Origin of the sequence: Streptacidiphilus sp. MAP12-33 (assembly GCF_041261265.1) — a bacterium.
Lineage (GTDB): Bacteria > Actinomycetota > Actinomycetes > Streptomycetales > Streptomycetaceae > Streptacidiphilus.
Map to the genome: position 1 here is coordinate 58,034 of NZ_JBGCCA010000003.1, position 18,391 is coordinate 76,424.

Genomic DNA, 18,391 nt, shown 5'->3' on the forward strand with positions numbered 1-18,391 from the left:
GACGCGCTCCGGCCGCCCGTCGCACCAGGTGGAGCACCATCGTCCGAAGAGGAACCGCATGCCCGACCAGGACGAGCCCCCCGACCGTCCCGTCCGGCACGCCGTCGAGCGTGCGTGGCGCGGGGTGCGGGCGATGTCGTGGCAACAGCGGCTGCCCGGCGCGGCCGAGCTGCGGGCGACCGAGAAGGGCACCCGGCGACGTGACCTCCTGGTCGGACTGTCCGTGGCGGCCGTCGCGCTGCCGAGCTCGCTCGGCATGGCGGACCTCGCCGGGCTCCCCGCCACGGCAGGGCTCTACGCGACGACGCTGCCACTGCTCGCCTACGCGCTGTTCGGCTCGTCGCGGCAGCTGATCGTCGGGCCGGACGGGGCCACCGCGGCGCTGACGGCCACGACCCTCGCGCCCCTCGCGGCCGGGTCCGTCGGGCACTACACCGAGCTCGCCACGACACTGGCCCTGCTGCTCGGGATCTGGCTGCTGCTGGGCGCGCTGTTGCGCCTCGGCTTCATGGCCGACTTCCTCTCCAAGCCGGTGCTGGCCGGCTACTTCAACGGTGTCGGGCTCCAGATCATCGCCGGTCAGGCGGGCAAGCTGCTCGGTATCAAGGTGCCGGGCAACCACTTCTTCGACACCGCGGAACACCTGATCATGCGGCTGGGCAGAACCAGCCTCGCCACCACCGCGCTCTCCGCGGGCCTGCTGCTCCTCGGGATCGCGGTGAAGAAGCTCTGGCCACGCGCGCCGGTCTCGCTCGTCGTCGTGGTCGTGGCGATCGCCGTGTCGGCCGGGTTCTCCCTCTCCGACCATGGCGTGGCGACCGTCGGCGACGTGCACCGCGGACTGCCGGTGCCCTCGGTGCCGCACGTGCGGCTGTCGGACTTCTTCCAGCTGATGCTGCCCGCGGCCGGCATGGCGCTGGTCTCCTTCGGGGACGCGATCGCGATCACCCGCAACTACGCCGCGCGCAACGACTACGAGATCGTGCCCGGACGGGAGCTGACCGGTATCGGCGCCGCCAACCTGGTGTCGGCCTTCACGCAGGGCATGCCCGTCTCCTCCAGCGGCTCGCGCACCGCCGTGAACGACGCCTCCGGCGGGCGCTCGCAGTTCGTCGGGATCTCCGTGGCCGTGATCGCGTTGCTGGTCGCGGCGTTCGCGACGCCCGTGCTCGGGCCCCTGCCGAAGGCGGCGCTCGGCGTGGTGCTGATCCTCTCGGCGGTCGGGATGATCAGCGCCCAGGGAGTGGTGCGCCTGCGCCGGGTGCACGACTCCGAGGCGGGGCTGGCGCTCGCCACGATGCTCGCCGTGCTCGCCTTCGGCACCCTCGGCGGGCTGGCGATCGCGGTCGTGCTCTCCATCGGGATCTTCGTCTACCGCACCGTGCGCCCGCACGACGCCGTCCTCGGGCGGCAGCCGGACGTGGACGGCTACCACGACATCGCCGTTCACGAGGACGCCCAGACCGAGCCCGGCCTGGTGGTCTACCGCTTCGACGCGCCGCTGTACTTCCCCAACGCCCTCTGGTTCCGGGACCGGGTCCGCGAGGTCGTCGCCGCGGCGGACGCGCGCCCGGAGGAAGGCCCGGTGCGCTGGCTGGTGGCCAACGTGGAGGCGGTCACCTACATCGACTCCACGGCGGTGGAGATGCTGCGCGACCTGCGGGGCGAACTCGCCGAGCGCGGTATCGTCCTGGGCCTGGCGCGCGCCAAGCACCCGCTGCGTGTGGTGCTGCGGCGTTCGGGTCTCGCACGTGAGCTGGGCGAGGAGCACATCTTTCCGACGGTGGCGACGGCGGTCGACGCCTACCTGACGTCCGAGGGCGGGAGCGGCACCGCCGCCGGGCGCGAAGCGGAGCCTCCCCGCTGACCGGGCTCAGGCCGGCTGCCGGGTGCGCAGCACGAGCTTGCCGACCCGGTTGCCCTGCTCCAGGTCCCGGTGGGCGTCGCGGACCCGATCGGGTAGAAGTCCGGCACGGTCCACTGACAGTTGCCGCTGCCGCGGCGGTTGCTGGTCAGAGCCTGCGGCACGAAGACATCGATCGCCATCACGACGACGGATCACCAGGGCGCGTACGGCAGCCACAGGAACTGGGAGATCAGGATCGGCGCCGGGAACACCACCGCGCCGGTCGCCCAGCCGTCGCCCCCGCCACCGGTTCCGGGCGGCCCGGCTCACCCGGGCGCAGCAGACCGGCGAGCGCACTCCGCCGTTCGGGTGAGTGCCGGCCCGGCCACCACGCCGGGGTGGGGTCCAGCGCGCCGTCAACAGTCGTGCCGGTTACGGTGACCGGACCGGATCAGGCGGTTGGGCACGCTCGGCGCGGTCCGCGCAGCTTGCGCGGAGGTGGCGCCGGGCAGGTCGGAGGTGAGGGATGGGCAACGCCGTGGGTCAGATGCTGGCCTCGGCCGTCGGCATCGCGATCAGCCCCGTGCCGCTCATCGCGGTCGTGCTGATGCTCGCGACGCCGCGCGGCCGCGGGAACGGCAGCGCCTTCGCGCTCGGCTGGGTGGCGGCCCTGGCCCTGGTGACCTCGCTGATCGTGGCCTTCGGCGGCGGGATGCGGACCGGCGGGGAGCCGGCCCGCTGGACGGACTGGCTCAAGCTGGCACTCGGCGTACTCTTCCTGCTGCTTGCGGCACAGCAGTGGCGGGGCCGACCCCGCGAGGGCCAGGAGGCCCAGGTGCCCGGGTGGATGCGCACCATCGACGGCTTCACGCCGGGCAAGGCCGCCGGTCTCGCGGTCGCGCTGGTCGTCGCCAATCCGAAGAACCTGGTGCTGCTGGTCGGCGGCGCCGTCTCCATCGCGTCGAGTGGTGCGAGCAGTGAGGGCAAGACACTCGGCGTCGTGCTGATGGTGGTGATCGCGTCCTTGTGCGTGACCCTGCCCCTGGCCGTCTTCCTCTTCGGCGGCGATCGGGCCGAGGGCATCCTGGCCGGATGGAAGACCTGGATGGGAGCCCACAACAGCGCCATCATGATCGTGTTGCTGTTGGTGCTCGGCGCGAAGTACGTCGGCGACGCACTGACCGGGCTCAGCGGATGAGCCCGGCCGGGTGCGTGAGCGTGAGGGGGAGAAGTTGACGGGCGGGGTGCACGGAACGGATCACCGGCCGCGCGAGCTGGCGCAGGTCGCGCTGCTGTGCGCGGTCGGCGCGGTCGTCGCGCTGGCGGTCACCGGGCTGCACGGGCTGCTGGTGCTGTTCTGCGGGCTGCTCGGTCTGGTGGTGACCGCCGTCGGCGGCTGGTGGGCGCTCACCCACCACGGTCCGCCCCGGATCGTGGGCGCCGTGGGCGCCGTCGCCGCGCCGGTCGGGGTGCTCGTGCTGGCCGTCACCTCGAACGTGGCGCTGCTGGTGCTGATCGCGCTCGGCCTGTGGATCGTCGGGCTCGCCTTCGCCCGTGCCGCGCTGCGCGCCGCGCGGCCGCCCAAGCCCATGCCGCTGCGGGAGACCCCGGCGCCGCGCCGCCCCGTGCTGATCATGAATCCCAGGTCCGGCGGCGGCAAGGTCGAGCGCTTCCAACTCGTGCGGCGTGCCCAGGAGCTGGGCGCCGAGGTGGTGGTCCTGGACACCTCCGTCCAGCAGGACGTGGCCCAGCTCGCCCGCCGGGCCGTCGCCGAGGGCGCCGACCTGCTCGGCGTCGCGGGCGGCGACGGCACGCAGGCGCTGGTCGCGGCGGTCGCCGCCGAGCACGACGTGCCGTTCCTGGTCATCTCCGCCGGGACCCGCAATCACTTCGCCATGGACCTCGGCCTGGACCGCACCAACCCCGCCACGTGTCTGGACGCGCTGCGTGACGGCGTGGAGCTCACCGTGGACCTCGGCCGCGTCGGGGACCGGCCCTTCGTCAACACCGTCTCGTTCGGGGCCTACGCGCAGATCGTGCAGAGCCCGCAGTACCGCGACGCCAAGACCGCCACCGCGCTCGACGCTCTGCCCGAGCTGCTGCTCGGCACCGACGGCCCTCGCCTGACCGCGCAGGCGGGCAGCCACCGCCTGGAAGCGCCGCAGGCGCTGCTGGTCAGCAACAACCCCTATGCCGCGCCGGACCCGGTCAGCCTCGGCCGCCGTCCGCGGCTGGACCGGGGTGTCCTGGGGGTGCTGGGCGTCCGCGTCGACAACCCCGCCCAGGCCGCCGAGTTGGCGCTGCGCGGCGCACGGGCCACGGGCCTCACGGTACTGTCGGCGCGTCAGGTCACGGTGCACGCGGACGTCGCCGAGATCCCGGTCGCCGTGGACGGCGAGGCGCTGATGCTGCCCACCCCGGTCGAGTGCTCACTGGCCGTTCACGCCCTGCGTGTCCGCGTCCCGCGCGACCGTCCCGGGGCCGACCCGGCCCAGCAGGACCGCAGCCGCCGCCTGGACTGGCGCAACGTCATCCGCCTCGCCTTCCCGCCGTCCGGGAGCGGGTCTCCGGATCGCGGGTCCTCGGATCGCGGGTCTTCGGAGAGCGGCCCGTCGGGGAGCGCGGCCTCGCAGGGCAGCCCGCCGGCGAACCGCGCCTGGGAGGACGGCGCCTGGGCGAACGGCCGGTGGAAGGACCGCCCCTGGACGTCGGCCCAGGCGGGCAGTCGGCCCGGCGGCAGGCCGGGAGGCGCCCCGGCGGAGGACGACCGGCGGACGAACACCCCGCCGGAGGAACACCTGTGGGAGAACCGTCCGTGAACGACACCGTCCTGCACGACCTCGCCGCCCTCGACGGCGCGCTCTACGCCGCCGTCGCGGCGACGGACACCCCGGCGCTGGACGCCGGGCTGCGCCGGCTCTCCCGCGCCGCCAACCATTCGAAGATCAACCTGTCGATCGCGGCCGCCCTGGCCCTCGTCCCGGGACGCTGCCGCCGCGCGGGACTGCTCGGCGCCGCCGCGGTCGGCGTGGCGTCCTTCAGCGCAAACCTGCTGGGCAAGGAGCTCGTGCGCCGTCCCCGCCCCGACCGGGAGGCGGCGCAGGTACGCGTGGGCCGCCACGTGCCCATGCCCACCTCCGCCTCCTTCCCCTCCGGCCACACCGCCTCGGCCTTCGCCCTGGCCACGGCGGTGGGCGCGGTGCTGCCGGTCACGGCGGCGCCGCTGGGGCTGCTGGCCTGCGCGGTGGGGTACTCACGCGTCCACACGGGGGTGCACTACCCCGGCGACGTGGTGGCGGGCGCCCTGCTCGGCAGCACCTGCGGCATGGCGGTCCTGGCGGCCGGGCGGAAGCTGGCCGCACGTCAGTAAGGCGCGCCACGGAGGCGGCCCTATGCTGGCGCCCCTACCAAGGGGGATCCGTCGTGCTGGACCAGTACATACCGTCGCACAACGCGCCGTACACGCCGCCGCCGTCGATCGGGACCGGCATCATGCTGATCGCTGCCGGCGGAGTCGTGCTGCTCGCCGGTGCCGCGATGATGTTCGAACAGCGGCGGAGCAAGGAGGCAGAGGGCTCCTTCGGCGGCAGCTGGGTGGCGGGGCTGGGGGCGACGGCGGCCGCGTGCGGGGTCGGCCTGCTGCTGATCCGCGTCTGGAGCGTGCAGAGCCGGACCGACGGGCTGCACGCGGCCGGGCAGCAGGTCATCGACCAGTCGGTCTCCGCCGCCCAGGAATGCGCCACGTCCTCGCCGGAGCCCCCCATCTACGTGCCCGGGTTCGGCGGAGGGCCGGGCAGTTACATGACCCCGCCGCCCTGCGCGGCGGACCCCAGGGACGCGGCCACGGGCCCGTCGCTGCGGACGATCGTCGGCACCAGCGTCTACTCCACGGAGCTCACCGACTCCTACGCCACCACCGGCCGGATCCAGGTGACCGACGTGGAGAGCAAGCAGAGCGTCTGCGTCACCGTCCCGGCCACGGCGTCCGATCCGGGCAGCATCGCCGACGGCCCCTGCCCGGACTGAGCCCGACCGACGCCGGGGCGCGCGGCCCGGCAGTCTCCTGCCGAACCGCGCGCCCCGGTGAGCGGTGCTGGTGCCGCCGCTGGGCCGCGACTACCGCGCCGCCAGGCCGGCGTCGACTCCGGCCGTCGGGGAGCCGAGCCCGGTGACGGTGTCGTAGCCGGGACCGGCCGTGCACTCGGTGCCGCACAGGCCGTTGGAGCCCGAGGTGATGTCGCTCAGGTACGCGGATCCCAGACCGTAGACGGCCGCGTGGGCGGTGTCGCCCGCCGGGCCGGCCGAGGCCAGCGGGGCCTTGCCCGCCGCCGCGCGCAGCTGGTCCGCGGAGGCGATGATCGCGCCCCAGATCGGCGCCGAGAGGCTGGTGCCGCCGACCTCCAGCCAGAGCGAGCGGCTGGTGCTGCCGACCGCGATGGTGAGGTAGACCGGCACACCGGTGCGCGGGTCGGCGACGAAGCTGACGTCGGGCGTGGCGCGCAGCGGGGACGACTGGACGCCGTCCTGGTAGGCCGGGCGCGGCTCGAAGTAGCTGAGGCCGCCGCCGGTGCTGCTCCACGCGGTCTCGCCCAGCGTCGCTCCGTTGGCGTCCAGCTGGAGGCTGGTGCCGCCGATGGCCAGCGCGTACGGGTTGGTGGCCGAGTAGCCGGACGGGTAGCCGTCGTCGCCGGTCGACTGCACGCAGACGGAGACGGCGAGCTTGCAGTGGCCGTCGTAGAAGGACTCCTCGGAGAACTCCTTCGAGCCCCAGCTGTTGCTGACGACCGCCGGGTGCAGCGCGGCCGCCGCGTCGTCGCCGCGGGAGAGCCCGGCCATCGACGGGTCGGCGGCCTCGACCAGGACGATCCTGGCGTGTGGGGCGACCGAGTGCGCCCACTCGACGTCGAGCGCGGCCTCCTCGTTCCAGCCCGTGTTGCCCTCCGGCTGGGTGCCGTCGGCGTAGACGCGCTGGAAGGTGAAGCAGTCCGTCCCCGCGGCGACGCTGTCACAGGTCTGCGGCAGGTTGAAGTGCGCGGCGAAGTGGTTCAGGTCCGCTTCGGCCGTCGGGTAGTCGTAGGCGTCGACGATGGCGACCGTCTGGCCGGTGCCGTCACCCTTCAGACCCAGCCGTGCCTGGATCTGCTGCGGCGTGTAACCGCGGGTGGTCTCCGCGGTGTCGGCCGCGCCGTGCGCCTGGACGTGGGCCGTGGTGCTGCTGGACTGGAGCACGATCGGGTTCTGCACGGTGCCGACGGGCAGCGTCGGCGCGGTGAGCGCGGCCGCGCTGGTGCGGGTCGCGCCGGTTCGGCTGGCACCACCCGTGGTGGCCGACGGTTGCGCCGGAACGGCCGAGGCGCTGCTGCCGGGCGGGGTGGGGATCTTGGAGGGGCAGCCGTCGCAGAGCTGGTAGCTGGTCAGGCCGTGCGGGAACGAGTCGGGCTCGAAGGTGCCCGAGCCGATCGCCTGGAGCGAGATGTCCAGTGCCCGCCAGTCGATCGACAGGCCCAGCAGGTCCGTGGCCGGACCGTCGCCGAGCCGCGCCGCCTGCACCTGGCTCGCGCCGAGCGCGAAGTCCGTGGCGCTCTCGCGGACGAAGTCGCCGGTCTGGGTGAACGGCGTGTCGTAGGAGAAGAGGCTGGTGTAGGCGCCGACGAAGGCGGACGCGCCGCTCGCGGAGCGAGCGAACACCCCGGAGTGGAAGTCCAGGAACGTCGACACGTCGTAGGATGCGGCACCGTTGGGCGGGTAGACCGTGTCGTCGCCGCTGTGCATCTCCACCAGCCCGTCCGCCTCGGAGGCGGCGAAGCCGAGGAAGGTGTACGCGCCGGGGGACTCGTTGCCCGAGACCACGGCGCCGGTGCGGTCGTCGAGGATCTGCACCAGGTGCGCGTTGCTGCTCATCAGGCCGGTGAAGGCGAAGGCGACGCCGTGGCCCTTCGCGCCGGGGATGTTCGGGTCGGCGAGCGCCGGGTCGGTCGGCGCGACGGTCGCCGCGCCCGGGTCGTTCGGGGTCTCGCTCCACCGCTGCGTGCCGGTCGCGGCGTTGAGGCTGACGGCGGTCGGCGCGGGGTCGCTGACGGCGGCGGTGATGCCCGGGCCCTGGGTGCCGCCGTACTCCAGCAGCAGGTGTCCGGCGGCGTCCTGGGTGACCGAGGAGAAGACCAGGCTCTTTCCGGCGGTTCCGGCCGGCTGGTACCTCCACAGTCGCCTGCCCTCGGGCGACCAGGCGGTCAGGCTCGCGCCGGGCACGACGATCTCGGGCCGGCCGTGCGCGTCGTGGGCGACCGTCAGGGAGGCGACGTAGCCGCCCGTCCGAACGGTGTGCCGTACCGCGCCGGTGCGGGCGTCGAGCACCGCGAAGCCGTCGTCGGTCGCGACGATCACGTCACGGCCGAGGGTCCGCACGGCGTGCACGGAGCCGTCGACGGCCGCGTGCCAGAGCACCTTGGGAGTCGCCTTCTTGAGGGTGCGTCCGTCCAGGGCCCACACGCCGCGGCTCTGGCCGCCGACGACCAGGTCCGGCACGCCGTCGCCGTTGACGTCGACGGTCGCGGCGGCGAACGGGTCTCCGGCCAGCGGCATCACGTCCGGGGTGCGGCCGGTGTCGGGGTCGAGCAGGTAGGCGGTGTCGTCGTAGCCGACGGTCAGCAGCCCGCCGCGGTAAGGCGTGAGCGTGTCACCGGCCAGGGCGCCCTCGCGGCGCCAGTCGATGCGGCCGGAGTTCGGGTCGAAGCCCAGGACCTGGACGTGCTCGGGCCCGTTCGGCAGCGTCGCCGTGTCCGCCGCCGGGTCGGAGACGGAGGCGACGAGCTCGCCGCCGTTCTCGGTCAACGCCATCGTCGGCGCGTTCGCGCCGCCGACCGTGGACGCGGTCGTGGCGGACCAGAGGGTGGTGCCCTTCGCGTCCCAGACCGAGATGGTGCTCTGGCCGTCGCTCAGGTCCGCGTTGATGCCGAGCTCGGCGACGGCGTAGCGGTGGTGGGGAAGCACCTGGAACGCCTCGGGGACGGTTCCGGTGCGGGAGGCGAGCACGGTCCGCGCGCCCGAGCGGGCGTCGATCGCGGTCAGGTCCCACCGCACGGCGTCGAAGGGGTCGTTCTGCTCGACGGTCAGCACCCGGTCGCCGGTAGGGTCCTGGGCCAGCATGCGCGGGTAGCCCGGGGTCTTGGCGTGCGCGGTGACGGCGCCGTCGCGGGCGTCGAGCACGACGACGTTCCCGTCGGCCGGACGCGGGCTACCGAGCCCGAGCGGCGTGTCCGACCAGGACGCGGCGATCCGGTCGCCGCCGAGGGATATCAGGTCGCCCCAGAGCGCCCACGGCGCGTGGGTGGAGTAGCTCCAGTCGGCGGTCGCGTGGAGCTTGCCGCCCGAGGTGGGGGAGAAGCTGTAGGCGGTGAGGGCGGAGCGGCTGTCGCCCTGTTCGGTGACGGGGTCGACGCTCCACTGCGGTCCGGTCGTCTCGGCCACGATCAGCTTGCCGTGCTGGACGAGCATGGTGCCCACGTAGCCCGGCACGAGCTTGCTCCACACCGTCCGGCCGGTGCGGCCGTCGAGGACGGTGAGGAAGGTGCCGTAGTTCAGCTTCGAACCCGGCGAGGTGAACGGGCGGGCGGGGGAGTCGCCGACCGTGTAGGCGACGGCCACGTCGTCCACGCCGTCACCGGTGAAGTCACCCGTCACGTACGGGTGCTGGCCCGTGGTGGACATCTCGTAGGGGTTGTAGCCGACGTAGAGGTTCGGCGTGAAGGGGTAGGGCTGGTACCAGTTGGTCGCGGTGACCTGCCAGTCCTTGATCAGGGAGGTCGCCGGACGGTTCCACACGGCGTTGCCGTGGGCGTCGTAGCGGCCGACGGTGCCACCGGAGAAGACGTCGATCCAGTCGCCCGTACCGGGCAGGGTCGTGGTCTCCGCGAAGCCGCGCGCGGTCTCCCACGCACCGGTCTGCTTCAGGCCCGGCGCGGTGGTGGCGGTCGTCGACGCGTGCGGGGTGCCGTGGGCGGCGCTCGTGGTCCGTGGCGCGGTGGCGGTGGGGGCGGCGGCCGCGGTCCCTTCCTCGGCGGCGACCTGGGCCGCGGTGCCGTCGATGCGGTTCTGGTACCGCGCGTTCAGCCGGGCCAGCGCCGCGGCGTTCAACCGCACGGGTGCGCCGTGCGCTCCTGCCTGTGCGCCGCTCTGCGCCGCGACGGCTGGGCCGCTCAACAGCCCTGCGGCCACGGCGAGCACGGCGCCCACGGCACCGGCCCTGAGGCCACGTCGGAATTTCTGGGACAACCCGTCACATCCTGTTCGGTCGGCTCGGGGGAAAGCTCCACCGGCGGCTGTTCGCCGCGAGGGTGGTTGCACTCTCCCAGCGATCACCACGCCCAGGGGAGACTCCGCACCTGTCCGCTACCGGCCATTCGCCGGACTCGGCCACTGGATCCCGACCCTGTCCAAGCCGCCCCCGAGGCCCCGGCTAGGATCGCGCCCCGAGATCCTCCCGTCCCGGAAGGGGGCGTCATGCTGGAGTCCGTCGGCCTGGACGAGTACACCGAGGAGGCCTACCGGCGCCTCGTGGCGCACTCGCCCGCGACGCTGGCGGAGCTCGCCGCGCTGCTCGGCGGAACCGGGGAGCCGAGACTGCGCCGTGCCCTGGACACGCTGGTCGCGTCGGAGCTGGCCTTCGTCGAGGCCGGGCGGCCCGGGCGGTACCACGCGGCCGATCCCCGGACCGGGCTCGGCACGCTCATCCACGCCAAGCGGCTCGCCCTGGAGCGAACCGCCGCCGCCGTGGAGGACTACGCCGCCGAGTACCACGAGCGGATGCTGCGCAGCGACCCGCTGCGCCTGGCCGAGATCGTCGAGGGGCCTGCCGCCATCGCCGCCCGGGTGACGGAGCTGCTGGCCGGGGCGAAGCAGGAGGTGCTGGCCTTCGACGTCCCCCCGTACGTCACGCCCGACGCGACCGCCGCGCGCGACGAACGCCAACTGCTGGCGCGTGGGGTGCGGGTGCGGGCCGTGTACGCCAGCGAGGTCCTGGCCATCCCGGAGCGGGCCGAGCTGCTGCGCGAGCTGGTGCTCGCGGGGGAGCGGTCACGGGTGCTGCCCCGGGTTCCGCTGAAGTTGGTGGTCGTGGACGCGAGCAACGCGGTGATCCCGCTGAGCGCGAGCAGCGAGGGAACCCGCAGCCTCGCCGCGATCGTGCACCGGTCGCGGCTGTGCGACGCGCTGGTGGAGCTGTTCGAGATGAGCTGGCTCCAGGCCACCCCGGTGTTCTCCGCCGAGGGCGGTGACGCGCTGCCGGACACCCACCCGGACCTGACGGAGGCCGAGCACACGTTGCTGCATCTGCTGCACGCGGGCCTGAAGGACGAGGCGATCGCCCGCCAGCTGGGCATCAGCGAGCGGACCCTGCGCCGCCGGGTGACGGACCTGCTCGCCCGGCTCGGAGCGACCAGCCGCTTCCAGGCGGGCGCCCAGGCGATCCGGCGCGGCTGGCTCTGATCCGGCGTCCCGCCGTCGGGCGCGGGCCCGGATCGGGTCGGGTTCTGTCGGCTTCTGGCGGGTGCGTTCGGGTGCTGTCGGGCCCGGGTCGGGTCGGGCCCGGGTCGGGTCGGGTCGGGCCGGGCCGGGTCAGATCAGGTTGGGCCGGGCCGGGTCAGGTTGGCCCGGGCCGGGTCGGATCAGGCCGGGTCGGTTCGGATCAGGTCGGGCCGGGCGTGGGATCGAGGTAGACCCGCGCGATCTGTGCGTGGCGGGCCTTGAGCTGCCGCTCGGCCTCCTCGCACAGGGTCTCGATCTGCGCGGCCGTGGCCGCGTCGCGGAAGTCGACCTTCGCGGCGACCAGGACCTCCTGCGGGCCCTGCATCACCGCCGCCAGGTCCACCACCGACTCCACGTCCGGCAGCTCCTCCAGCTCGCGGATCAGCTGCTGCCGCATCCGCTCCGGCAGGGACTGGCCGATCAGCATCGAGGTGTTGCTGCGTCCGAGCTCGAAGGCGACCGCCGCCAGCAGCACGCCGATCGCCAGCGAGGCGATCCCGTCCCACACGCCCGAGCCGGTCAGCTGGACCCCGAGCAGGCCGCCGGCCGCGAGCAGCAGGCCGACCAGCGCCGCCGCGTCCTCGAAGACGACCGCCTTGACGGTGGTGTCGGGCGTGCGGCGCAGGTAACGCAGCAGCGGGGCGTGGTAGCGCGCCGCCTCGGCGCGCGTCTGCCGCAGACCGCGCAGCAGTGAGCCCCCCTCCAGGACGAAGGAGAAGGCGAGCACCACGTAGGAGACCACCGGATCTCCCGGCTGCTCGCCGTGGACCAGGGTGCGGATGCCGTCGGTGACGGAGAAGACCGCGCCGCCGACGAAGGTGGCCACCGAGGCCAGCAGGGCCCACACGTAGACCGCGCGGCCGTAGCCCAGCGGATGCCGGGCGTCGGCCGCGCGGTCGCCACGCCGCAGCGCGGTGAAGAGCAGCGCCTCGGTGACGGTGTCGGCGAAGGAGTGCGCCGCCTCGGAGAGCATCGCGCTGGAGCCGCTGACCACCCCGGCCACCGCCTTGGCGACGGCGATGCCCAGGTTGGCGGCTCCGGCGACCAGTACCGTGCCGACGCTCTCCTCGTTGGCCACGCGGTTCCCCTCCCGTCGCCGTGCCGCCGGCCGCGTTCTGCTGTCCTGCTGTCCTGCTGTCCTGCTGTCCGGCCGTGCGGCCTATGCCAGCAGCTTGTCCTTGGCCTTCTGGTACTCCTCGTCGGTCAGCGCGCCGCTGCTGCGCAGGTCGGCCAGCTTGGCCAGCTCGTCGACGTGGCCGCCGCCCGCAGCGCCCGCCCCGCCGGTGCCGGCCGCGTCACGGACGTACTGCTTGAAGGCGTCGTCGGCCTGCTGGGCCTGCTTGAGGTCGCGCTGGCTCATACCCCGGCCGTTGACGATGACGTAGACCAGCACGCCGAGGAACGGCAGCAGGATCACGAAGATGATCCACAGGGCCTTGGTCCAGCCGCCCATGTCGTGGTTGCGGAAGATGTCTGTGAGGATCTTGAAGAGCAGGAAGAACCAGAGGATCCAGAGGAAGAACTCCAGCATCGTCCAGAAGAGATTGAGCAACGGATAGTTGGACATGAGGTGCCTCCTCCGGGGCGGTCGGCGCTCCTCGCCGTGCCGCGCTGAGAAACAGACATATCAGGACATATCATGCATCGCATGGCGAGGGGGCTCACTCGTTCGGGGCAGCGTCGCCCTTGCCGTCGCTCGTGCTGCCGCTCGTGCTGCCGCTCTTGGGGGCCGGTACGGGCGTGTGCAGCCACTGTTGCAGCGGCGGGTGCTGGGCCAGGACCGCGCCGAGGGTGATGCCGAAGACGACGGCCGCGGCGACCACGATCAACCAGGAGAGCCCGGTCAGCACCAGGCCGAGCGAGCCGTACTCCTGAAGCGTCCGGTTGAGCGCGTTCGGCATGTAGATCCGCGCGGACAGGCCCAGCGCACTCGTCGCCACGGCGCACAGCACCGCCCCCGGCAGCAGCGGGAGCCAGGCGAGCCGCCGCACCAGCAGTAGGTGCTGGGTCCACCACCACAGCCCCACGCTGGCCAGGAAGGTCATCGGCACGCCGAGCCAGAGCCCCGTCCCGAACCCTTCGCGCAGCAGACCCTGGAGCAGGAGGAACCCGATCAGGCAGACGATCCACACCAGCCAGCGCCAGGCGGCGGGCCTGCTCGGCGCCTTGCCCAGCGCCCACGCGTCGGCGCACACGCGTGCCAGGACGCGGCTGCAACTGGTCGCGGAGATCAGGGCCATCAGCACGCCGACGATGCCGACGGTCTGCTGGAGCCCGTGGTCGGCGTTGTTCGCCTGGACGACCGACTGCACCTGCCCCGCGCTCGCGCCGGTCAGCCCGAACGTCGTGCGCAGCGAGGACATCATCCGCGTCCGGATGCTGTCCGGCGCGAACGCCCCGAGGGCGAAGAAGAGCGGAATCGTGGTGAGGAAGAGCTGGGCGGCCAGGCGCGTCGCCGCGTCCATCAGGCCGACGTTCAGCATGCGCACCAGCAGCGCCCCGATCACCGGCCAGCGCTCCCGCATGCGCTCGAACCGCGTCAGCGCGGCGGTCCTCAGCTCCTCGGACCTGCTGCGCGCCCGGCGCAGCCTCTCGGAAGCCGACACGCACCCCACCCTCCTGCTCCGGAACCACGGCACTGCCATCGTGTGTGGTGCGGAGCAGGGAGATCACCCGCTGTTGAGCCGTTCGGGTGATCCGACGTCAGGTGGGGAACACGGACGGGGTGCCCGGCCCTCTGAACGGGTGTCAGCGGATCACGGGACATCGGGCGGAGTGGCCGGCGGTGGCGGGACGGCCCCTTGGCCGAGGGTGGTCCCGCCGGTCAGCGCTGCGAGACGGCGGTGGTAGTCGTCGACGTCGATGTCGCCACGGGCAAGGCGCTCGGCGAGGATCTGCTCCGCAGAGGTCGGGGCTGTTCCACTGCTCCCTGGCGGGCTCGGCGGAGGCGCCGCCGGGGCGGAGTGCGTGGCGGCGCCCGAGCGTGCGGCCCAGCGGGAGCGGCCGGTGATGGCGCGGACGATCAGGATGATCGCCAGAAGGAGGAACACCCAGAAGAGCACCATGGTGATCCCGGAGAAGACCCAGAACCAGGGGTGGTTCCCGCCCCCGTGGATGCGAAGAGGTCCGTAAGGTCCCATGGTCCTCGCCTGCCCTCACCTGCGAACTGCGTGGCTACCTGGTACCTGCCTGATACCCGCTGTCCGCCGCCCGCTCATGAAGACCCGATGAGAATCGGCCGGCTCAGGCCTCCAGATGCTTCAGTACGGCCAGCATCGCCTCCCGGACGGCTGTCCGGACCTCTTCGGTCGGCTCCCCGGCGTCGAAGCCGTGGCGGCCGCCCGGCACGTCGACGAGCTCCAGGGCCGCACCACACCCCCGGGCGGCCGCGACGAAGGCGTCGACGGTCGCGGAGATCTCCGGCGACTCCAGACCCGCGCGGGTCAGCACGACCGGCAGGCCGCCTGCCTGCGCCAGCGCCGTCGCGGGGCGGAAGCGCGGATCGACACCGGTCCAGCCCGGCAGGGGAGCGAGGACGGGGTAGGTCGCGGCCACGCACCGCAGCCAGGGCGCGGGCTCGGCCAGGGCCTGCGCCAGCAGCAGGCCGCCGCCGGAGAAGTACCAGAGGGCGATCCGTTCCGGGTCCACGCGCGCGTCCGCGCGCAACAGCTCCACGGCCTCCGCGACGTCGGACGCGGCGGTGGGGTAGTCCGTCATCGCGTGGAGCCGGTGCTCCACCAGCGCGCCGACCAGGCCCTGCGCCGCCGCGAGGCGCGCGTATCCGACGTAGAGCGGCCACTCGCGCGGCGCGAACGCCGCGTCGCGCGGCAGGGGGCCGCCGTGCACGAACAGGACGGCGGGCCGTCCTCCCGTCTCCTCTCCCACCGAGGAGGGCAGGTGCAGGTCGACCCGGCCGACGCGCTCGGTGCGGGCGGGCGGTGCCTCGGCCGCGTCCAACACGAACGGCCGCGCCTGGAACGGCTGGGCGCTGGAGGGGGCCAGCCGGCGTCCCTCCCCGGCGGCGGCCCGGAGCAGCACCTCGGCGAGCTCGTCGGGGCAGGACAGCATCGGCCAGTGGCCGGTGGCCAGCTCGAAGAAGCCCACCTGCGGGTGGGCGAGACCCTGGAACTGCGGCATGCCCGAGGAGACCATCCCCTGTACCGCGTCGATCGTCATCCCGGCGGCGGTGCACAGCACCCCGCTGGTCGGCACCCCCGCCAGCGCGCCGTTCAGTCGCAGCGGCTGCGTCAGCGTCCGTCCGGGCTGCGGCGCGCCCAGCGCGGTGAGCCGCTCCCGGTCCGCCCGGGTCAGCCCGGTCGTGTCGCCCCACCGCTCCCACTGGCCCGGCTCCGGCACCGGCACGTCCGCGCCGGGCCGCTCGGCCAGCAACGCGTGCACCTCCGGGTCGGGCACCAGCGCCAGCGGCAGGTCCCCGTCCTGCGGCAGCCCGGCATCCAGATACACGATCCGCGCCACCCGCCCCACTCGCTGCTGCGCCGCCCCGAGCACGGGGTGGATCGCGTAGTCGTGGCCCACCAGCACCACCCGCGGCGCCTCCACCGCGTCGACGGTCCGCACGACCTCGGCGATGTGCGTCTCCAGATCCGCCTCCTTCCCGTCCTCGCCCTCCCGACCGCCCTCGCCCCCGCCCCGCGTCAGCTCGGCCACCCCCACCTCGGCCCCGGCCTCCCGCAACCGCTCACCCACCCGCTCCCACAACAACCCACCGGTGAAGGGCCCGGAGGCCAGGATGAACGCCGTCGTGATCTCGTGATCGTTTCGCATACCCGCACGGTAGGAACTCCCCCAAGGGGAGATTCAAGCCCCGACGGGACAGATGGTCGGGACCGCGCGGGGGTGAGAGTCGAGACGCTTCCCGGACTCGGCCACTCGCCCATGCCGGAGGATCCGCGAGGGACCGCGGCGCTGCTGCCGGCCTTCGTGCGAGCCGACGGTCAGTGAGGCGTGACTGGAGCCAGCCGCAGTGACTGGGCCGGCCACGGTGCCGGCTCGGCCGGGCCGAACCAGACCCGGACGTCCTCGCCGGTGCGGACGGGCAGCTGCGGGTAGTCGTTTTCGGCATGTTCGGTGCGGTGGAGGGCCTGGGCCGGGAGCAGGTACCGCGCGGCGTACGCGTCGAAGGCGGTCGGGTCGGACGGGTGGCAGATGGTCGCGAGCACCTCGGGGGTGCCGGGCTGCGGGGTGAAGCCCGGGCCGCGCAACAGCAGGACGTTGTCGCTGTCGAGCATGGTGGCGTTGGCCTCGTCGCGGTTCCGCCGCCAGACGGGGCCGGTGTAGAAGGCCTCCAGCGCGCGCCGTCGTTGCGCCATGTCGGAGAACGCGCGCATCCACACGAAGCGGTCCGGGTCGTCCAGGTCGCGGAAGCGGCCGCCGACGCTGATGCCGACGGCCTCCTGTCCGGTCACGAACTCGCGCTCGAACAGCTCGATCAGGGTGTCCCGGGCGCCGGGGTGGAGGGTGTACTGCCGGAGTTCGACGATCTTCATGCCCGGCACGCTAGGGGCACTTCCCTGACACCTCCTGTCAGGGGATGGTGCCCGTTAGGCTCGAAGAGGGCGTTGCGCCGGACGGGAGGACGAAGTCTTGCAGTCGCAGGATCTGTTGAGCATCGGCGAGCTGGCCGAGCAGGCCGGGGTGAGTGTCAAGGCCGTTCGGTTCTACACCGACCAGGGGCTGCTGCCGGAGGCGGACCGCAGCAGTGGCGGACACCGCCGCTACGCTCCCGAGGCGGTGGAACGGTTGCGGCAGATCCGCTCACTGCGCGGGCTCGACGTCCCGCTGCCGCAGGTCGCGCGGGTGGTCGACGGCGACGCCGAGGAGCTGCGGGAGACCGTCGCACGGCAGCTGGATGTGCTCGGCGCCGAGATGGCGGCGCTGCGGTGGCGGGAGGCGGCGCTGCGGCTGCTGCACGAGGCGGAGCCGGCGCAGCGGACGGAGCTGCTGCGCCTGGTCGGTGTGCTGGGCACGCCTCCGAGTACCGACATGTTGGCGCGGTACTGGCGCGGCATGCTCCCCGGCCGGCTCTCCACCCGGCTGCGGACGGCGGTGGTGGACGCGGCGGTGCCGGCGCTCCCGGACACGCCGACGCCCGGTCACGTGCTGGCCTTCGCACGGCTGCACGTGCTGACCGCGCCGGTGAACGCCGCCTGCCTGGCCGAGCACCGGCCCGACCCGCTCCGCCCGGACGTTCTCTACGACGGCCTGCGCGAGGCGTTCGAGCTGAGCGCGCCCGCCCTGCGCGCGGGCCGTGCGCCGAGCGACGGCGAGGCGTTGGACTGCTTCGTCGCCGCCCACGCCCGTTCGCAGGACCGCCGCGACACACCCGGCTTCCGGCGCGAGCTCGGCCGCGCGCTCGTGGGCGGCGAGCACCCGGTGATGCGGTGCTACTGGCGCTGGGCGGGCGAGCTGACCTCGGAGCCGACGCTGGGCGCGGCCCACGCGTGGCTGAGCTCCGCGCTGGGCGCGCAACTGGAGTGGGCGGAGGGCGTGCCGCGCGGGGCTTGATCGGCCACCATGGAGTGTGTCGGGGACGAGCGAGGAGCAGGCCGTGGCCGTCGACGTGCAGACCGAGACCGTGATCGCCCGGCCGAGGGACCAGGTGGCGGCGTACGCGGGAGATCCGGACAACGCCCCCGAGTGGTACGAGAACATCGCCTCCGTACGGTGGCGCACCGAGCCGCCGTTGCGCGCCGGTTCGCAACTGGACTTCGTGGCGCGATTCCTCGGCCGGACCCTCGCCTACACCTACCGGGTGGTCGAGTACGGCCCTGAGCGCATGGTCATGCGCACCGAGCAGGGCCCGTTCCCGATGGAGACCACGTACACCTGGGAGGAACTCGACGCGAACCGCACCCGGATGACGCTGCGCAACCACGGCGAGCCGTCCGGTTTCGGGAAGGTCGCCGCGCCGGTGATGGCCGCGTCGATGCGGCGCGCCAACGCCAAGGACCTGGCCCGCCTCAAGCAGGTGCTCGAAGCGGACCAGGGCTGACCTGCGGGCTC

Annotated in this window: 15 protein-coding genes; 8 read left to right on the forward strand and 7 right to left on the reverse strand. The window is 73.5% G+C overall.

Annotation, left to right across the window (positions count from 1 at the left end):
* Positions 1-58: 58 nt before the first annotated feature.
* From ABH931_RS04700 to ABH931_RS04720, 5 genes are all read left to right on the forward strand, one after another.
* Complete coding sequence (locus tag ABH931_RS04700) at positions 59-1,867, forward strand: SulP family inorganic anion transporter (protein WP_370110164.1); 1,809 nt, start codon at positions 59-61, stop codon at positions 1,865-1,867.
* Between the two features lie 505 nt (positions 1,868-2,372).
* Complete coding sequence (locus ABH931_RS04705) at positions 2,373-3,044, forward strand: GAP family protein (protein WP_370110165.1); 672 nt, start codon at positions 2,373-2,375, stop codon at positions 3,042-3,044.
* Positions 3,045-3,054: 10 nt separating this feature from the next.
* The gene (locus ABH931_RS04710) at positions 3,055-4,665 is read left to right on the forward strand and encodes a diacylglycerol kinase family protein (protein ID WP_370110166.1); all 1,611 of its coding nucleotides are present in this window, start codon (positions 3,055-3,057) and stop codon (positions 4,663-4,665) included.
* On the forward strand, positions 4,662-5,216 hold the full coding sequence (locus ABH931_RS04715; RefSeq protein WP_370110168.1) for a phosphatase PAP2 family protein: 555 nt from the start codon (positions 4,662-4,664) through the stop codon (positions 5,214-5,216). The genes ABH931_RS04710 and ABH931_RS04715 overlap by 4 nt, the downstream gene beginning before the upstream one ends.
* 53 nt (positions 5,217-5,269) lie before the next feature.
* Positions 5,270-5,872 carry a hypothetical protein gene (locus tag ABH931_RS04720; RefSeq protein WP_370110169.1) on the forward strand — a complete coding sequence of 201 codons (603 nt, stop codon included), beginning with the start codon at positions 5,270-5,272 and terminating at the stop codon, positions 5,870-5,872.
* Positions 5,873-5,962: 90 nt separating this feature from the next.
* Here the strand turns inward: ABH931_RS04720 and ABH931_RS04725 are convergent, their stop codons facing one another.
* Positions 5,963-9,985: a hypothetical protein gene (locus tag ABH931_RS04725; RefSeq protein WP_370110170.1), complete on the reverse strand. Its 4,023-nt coding sequence runs from the start codon at positions 9,983-9,985 to the stop codon at positions 5,963-5,965.
* A gap of 360 nt (positions 9,986-10,345) precedes the next feature.
* Between ABH931_RS04725 and ABH931_RS04730 the strand changes: the two genes are divergently transcribed.
* The gene (locus ABH931_RS04730; RefSeq protein ID WP_370110171.1) at positions 10,346-11,329 is read left to right on the forward strand and encodes a LuxR C-terminal-related transcriptional regulator; all 984 of its coding nucleotides are present in this window, start codon (positions 10,346-10,348) and stop codon (positions 11,327-11,329) included.
* A gap of 199 nt (positions 11,330-11,528) precedes the next feature.
* Here ABH931_RS04730 and ABH931_RS04735 read toward each other — a convergent pair whose 3' ends face one another.
* From ABH931_RS04735 to ABH931_RS04760, 6 genes are all read right to left on the reverse strand, one after another.
* On the reverse strand, positions 11,529-12,446 hold the full coding sequence (locus ABH931_RS04735; protein WP_370110172.1) for a cation diffusion facilitator family transporter: 918 nt from the start codon (positions 12,444-12,446) through the stop codon (positions 11,529-11,531).
* Between the two features lie 81 nt (positions 12,447-12,527).
* Complete coding sequence (locus ABH931_RS04740) at positions 12,528-12,935, reverse strand: SHOCT domain-containing protein (protein ID WP_370110173.1); 408 nt, start codon at positions 12,933-12,935, stop codon at positions 12,528-12,530.
* A 94-nt stretch (positions 12,936-13,029) separates the two neighbouring features.
* Complete coding sequence (locus ABH931_RS04745; RefSeq protein WP_370110175.1) at positions 13,030-13,974, reverse strand: ribonuclease BN; 945 nt, start codon at positions 13,972-13,974, stop codon at positions 13,030-13,032.
* 150 nt (positions 13,975-14,124) lie between these two features.
* On the reverse strand, positions 14,125-14,508 hold the full coding sequence (locus tag ABH931_RS04750) for a hypothetical protein (RefSeq protein ID WP_370110177.1): 384 nt from the start codon (positions 14,506-14,508) through the stop codon (positions 14,125-14,127).
* 103 nt (positions 14,509-14,611) lie between these two features.
* Positions 14,612-16,153: an alpha/beta hydrolase gene (locus ABH931_RS04755; protein ID WP_370110179.1), complete on the reverse strand. Its 1,542-nt coding sequence runs from the start codon at positions 16,151-16,153 to the stop codon at positions 14,612-14,614.
* A gap of 170 nt (positions 16,154-16,323) precedes the next feature.
* A complete protein-coding gene (locus ABH931_RS04760) occupies positions 16,324-16,875 on the reverse strand; it encodes an NIPSNAP family protein (RefSeq protein ID WP_370110181.1) in 552 nt (183 codons plus the stop codon).
* Between the two features lie 97 nt (positions 16,876-16,972).
* Between ABH931_RS04760 and ABH931_RS04765 the strand changes: the two genes are divergently transcribed.
* Positions 16,973-17,893 carry a MerR family transcriptional regulator gene (locus ABH931_RS04765; protein ID WP_370110183.1) on the forward strand — a complete coding sequence of 307 codons (921 nt, stop codon included), beginning with the start codon at positions 16,973-16,975 and terminating at the stop codon, positions 17,891-17,893.
* 43 nt (positions 17,894-17,936) lie between these two features.
* On the forward strand, positions 17,937-18,380 hold the full coding sequence (locus ABH931_RS04770; RefSeq protein ID WP_370110185.1) for an SRPBCC family protein: 444 nt from the start codon (positions 17,937-17,939) through the stop codon (positions 18,378-18,380).
* Positions 18,381-18,391: the final 11 nt, after the last annotated feature.

What these genes read in the sequence shown, in the direction of transcription:
- ABH931_RS04700 (WP_370110164.1), top strand. Translation starts at nt 59, where the DNA reads ATGCCCGACCAGGACGAGCCCCCCGACCGTCCCGTCCGGCACGCCGTC.
- ABH931_RS04740 (WP_370110173.1), bottom strand. Translation starts at nt 12,935, where the DNA reads ATGTCCAACTATCCGTTGCTCAATCTCTTCTGGACGATGCTGGAGTTC.
- ABH931_RS04705 (WP_370110165.1), top strand. Translation starts at nt 2,373, where the DNA reads ATGGGCAACGCCGTGGGTCAGATGCTGGCCTCGGCCGTCGGCATCGCG.
- ABH931_RS04755 (WP_370110179.1), bottom strand. Translation starts at nt 16,153, where the DNA reads ATGCGAAACGATCACGAGATCACGACGGCGTTCATCCTGGCCTCCGGG.
- ABH931_RS04730 (WP_370110171.1), top strand. Translation starts at nt 10,346, where the DNA reads ATGCTGGAGTCCGTCGGCCTGGACGAGTACACCGAGGAGGCCTACCGG.
- ABH931_RS04750 (WP_370110177.1), bottom strand. Translation starts at nt 14,508, where the DNA reads ATGGGACCTTACGGACCTCTTCGCATCCACGGGGGCGGGAACCACCCC.
- ABH931_RS04760 (WP_370110181.1), bottom strand. Translation starts at nt 16,875, where the DNA reads ATGAAGATCGTCGAACTCCGGCAGTACACCCTCCACCCCGGCGCCCGG.